Below are 3506 nucleotides of genomic sequence, written 5' to 3'. Positions count from 1 at the left end.
AGCTCTTTCAAGGCAGCTTTCTGGTTTTCAGTAAGCTTGTTATCTTCACCAGCTTTTAACACAGCCCACCTAAGCTTCTTAGGTAGCTTATGCTTCTTTTGTTTCTAACCTCCGTACCTGATCAACACCCTTGGTGAACTGCGCTGCACCCCACTCTATGATTTTGGAGCTAAACGCCCCCAGTTTTAGAGTCGCAAATTCTGCCAGCAAAAAAGAAATTTTAACGTCAAGCGAAAAACCAGAAACAAAGTCTGCATAAGGGATATCAAGGAGTTTGATAATGAAAAGAGAAAAGAGAAAAGAGAAAAGAGAAAAAGACTAAAAAGCCATCGCAAAAATACCGGTAAGATTTTATGTGAGGCAACAGCTTGTCAGAGGTAAGATTTTTAAATGAGGCAACACAAAAGTGTGTTGCAAAAATGACCAGGATCAAAAAAATGAAAATTAGGATGAAACAGTTGAAAAATAAAGGATACAGACAAATGATTAACTTGATTGCTAGTAGTGTGGCGCAAACGACACAATCCGCAATTCTAATTGTCGCTGAGCACAACAGATGCGACAGAACCATTTTAGATCGTATTTTGGGTAGATCTATAAAATTTGAACTGAAAGGAGATTCGATGAGAAAAGTGAAAAAAATGATTGATGCGTGAACAATTTTTTTTTATGACGAGTTGTCACTGAAGGAGTGGTTGAACCGTTCACGATCTCCGCCGAAGGTGTTCACGTTCTCCGCAATACGCAATAGCCACACCCAAAATAATTGGATAATCGGATAGCTGGATTTTGCACTCCAAGGCTATGCTTTGCTAGTAAGACCGCTTAACAGAAGAAGCCACAACTTCTGCAAATAAATCCCATGGCTGACCCTTACCAAATGGAACCAATGCGTACTGGGCTTTTCTGACAAACTCTTCAGCAAGTTTTGAGGTTTTAGCAAACACATCGTGCTGTTGTAGGTATGCAAGGGCCTCAGAAAAGTCTTCCTCTTCTTGCTTGCATTCAGCGATAGTGCGCTGCCAAAATTGCTGTTCTTTATTGCTTCCTAAAGCATAGGCGTAAATCACAGGCAGTGTCATTTTTCCTTCCCGAAAATCAGTGCCGATATCTTTTCCGAGCGTCTCAGAATTTGACTGATAATCCAGGATATCATCCACCAATTGAAAGGCAATTCCCAGATTCATCCCATAGTCCGCTAAAGCCTGGCGTTGTTTGGGAGAACATTTGGCAATTACACCCCCAATTTCGCAACTGGCCGCAAATAAACGAGCTGTTTTGGCACGAATAATTTCTAGATACACCTCTTGGGTCATTTCCGTGTTATTCATTAAGGTGAGTTGCTGTACTTCGCCTTCAATAAGCAAAGAAGCGGTTTGAGAGAGGATCGCTAAAACATCCATTGACCCATCTTCACCTCCAACCATCAATTCAAAGGCCCTGCTAAAAAGAAAATCTCCCACAAGAATGCTGGCCTTGTCGCCCCATATGGCATTAGCACTAGGAACGCCACGCCGGCGCATGCTTTCATCTATCACATCATCGTGCAAGAGGGTTGCATTGTGAATAAACTCAATGCAAGCTGCCAGCTCTACATGGCGATCCCCCCGGTAACCACACGCTTTGGCTGTTGCCAAAGTTAACAAAGCTCGGAAGTATTTGCCACCTGCGGTAATAATATGTCCCGCCAGCTTGGGAATTAGTGGAACATGACTGTCCGTCCGATTCTGCATTAAGTCTTGAACTCGGCCAAGATCGGTTTCAACGTAAGAGGCAAGTTGCTGTATTGGAGAGACTTCTGGCTTGATCTCTGGATCTGTTGTAAGAAGTGTGTTGACAGACATAAATGCTTTAATTCCTTTTGTAGATGAGTTAGTCTCCCGATTAGACTACGATATTTGGCAAAACTCAATGAAAAACCTGGATTGTTAAATTATGGAGACAACCCAAGATCTGCTCCTTGGGGGAGCAATTAAGCTGTACCAACCTTTGACAGGATATCGTTTCGGCATTGATGCAGTGCTGCTGGCAGCATCTGTTGTTGCAAAAGAGAATCAAAAAATCCTAGATGTTGGCACTGGCGTTGGTGTAGTGCTCTTGTGCATCGGATCAAGACTCCAAGATTGTCAACTGACAGGGCTTGAAATTCAGCATGAGCTTGTAGAGCTTGCCAGCAAAAATATTCAACTGAATCATATGCAGGGTCGAGCATGCATCATTCAAGGAACCGTACAAAACCCACCCCAGGAAATTCAACCCAATAGCTTCGATCATGTGGTTACCAATCCACCTTATATGGCTGATGAAATCTCTGAAGTTTCGCCCTATGTCTTAAAAGCTATTTCTCATCATGGCTCCGAAGTCACTCTTGAAGAGTGGCTCAAGTTTTGCACGAAAATGCTCAAACCTAAGGGTCTACTCACACTCATTCATCGAGCTGATCGCTTGCCTAAACTCTTATCCCTGATAAGCAAAAGTTTTGGGGAGATTGTTGTGCTGCCCCTCTGGTCTAAAACAGACAAACCTGCCAAACGAATTATCATCCGTGCGAAAAAAAGAGCACGCACGCCTTTGTGCCTGTTACCAGGACTTGTTTTACACAATGAAGATGGCACGTATACCACGGGTGTAAATCAGATTTTAAGGACTCCAACTGCAATGCAATTTTAGTATATGGCGCCGTGTCAGCGAAAAGGTGGCTTAGGGTGAAAACTCGCCCAATTAGTCAATATTTATCTTAATTTTCTCTTAACTTCGATCTTGCGCAAAATATCGAAAATCAATAGTATAATGCGTATCATAGGATGTTTTTTATTGCAAGCACGTAATGTTCTTTCAGTAAGGGGCGCATTGAGTTGATTCAAATGGATGTTTTAATACCAACTAATGAGAGGCTTTTGACTGCCACATAAATTTTGCTGCCAGTCATGGCTTGCCAGATCCTGGAAGAGACGTTAGAAAAGGCAAGTCATTGCGAATTCTTCTACCGTCAGTCATGAACTATCATTCAACCCATCAAGTGTACAAAGATAGTGTAATTACACAAGGAGGCAAAGCTGTTGAATATCGAACTTTTATAAGAATTTGGCATGAAGATTTGCCTCATATTGTGTTTTGCACTCCAAGAACTGACCTTTGCTATACATGCGAGGATTTTAAAAAACAACTAAACCAAGTCGCTGCGACACTTGATGAAGACGTGTGTTGGTTCAGCGGGAATCGGACAAATGACCTTCGTTTCTTAGATACTACAAAGGCCCAATCTCATCGATCAAGTCCTACCTTCTTGGCATCAGATTTTCTGACAGAATGTACTCATTTTTAATCATGCTCTGTTAGATATTCTGCTTTTGAGCACAGCATTTTGTAGCAAGGTTCCAAATCCCTAGTCAAGGCAACCTGCTAGGCAGGCGCTGCGCTCGCTTCTCTCGCTCCGCGGCCTCTGACAAGGGATTTGGAGCCTTGCTTTAAGGGCATCTGTGCACAAAAGCACGAATTACATCAAC

3 protein-coding genes are annotated in these 3506 nt (G+C 42.5%); 2 read left to right on the top strand and 1 reads right to left on the bottom strand.

Annotated elements, in window-relative coordinates:
* Window positions 1-449 precede the first annotated feature (449 nt).
* Window positions 450-656: a hypothetical protein gene (locus ABFQ95_08070; protein MEN8237474.1), complete on the top strand. Its 207-nt coding sequence runs from the start codon at window positions 450-452 to the stop codon at window positions 654-656.
* Window positions 657-812: 156 nt separating this feature from the next.
* Here the strand turns inward: ABFQ95_08070 and ABFQ95_08065 are convergent, their stop codons facing one another.
* Window positions 813-1844, bottom strand: a complete 1032-nt coding sequence (locus ABFQ95_08065) for a polyprenyl synthetase family protein (protein ID MEN8237473.1) — start codon at window positions 1842-1844, stop codon at window positions 813-815.
* A 91-nt stretch (window positions 1845-1935) separates the two neighbouring features.
* Between ABFQ95_08065 and ABFQ95_08060 the strand changes: the two genes are divergently transcribed.
* On the top strand, window positions 1936-2670 hold the full coding sequence (locus tag ABFQ95_08060) for a methyltransferase (GenBank protein ID MEN8237472.1): 735 nt from the start codon (window positions 1936-1938) through the stop codon (window positions 2668-2670).
* Window positions 2671-3506 lie beyond the last annotated feature (836 nt).

It is taken from the genome of Pseudomonadota bacterium (assembly GCA_039714795.1).
GTDB lineage: Bacteria > Pseudomonadota > Alphaproteobacteria > JAGOMX01 > JAGOMX01 > JBDLIP01.
The sequence above is the reverse complement of the archived record's forward strand: the minus strand, read 5'-3'. Positions and strand labels throughout refer to the sequence as shown.

Bases quoted from the DNA above. Each gene is read 5' to 3' on its own strand.
- ABFQ95_08070 (MEN8237474.1), top strand. From the start codon at position 450: ATGAAACAGTTGAAAAATAAAGGATACAGACAAATGATTAACTTGATT.
- ABFQ95_08065 (MEN8237473.1), bottom strand. From the start codon at position 1,844: ATGTCTGTCAACACACTTCTTACAACAGATCCAGAGATCAAGCCAGAA.
- ABFQ95_08060 (MEN8237472.1), top strand. From the start codon at position 1,936: ATGGAGACAACCCAAGATCTGCTCCTTGGGGGAGCAATTAAGCTGTAC.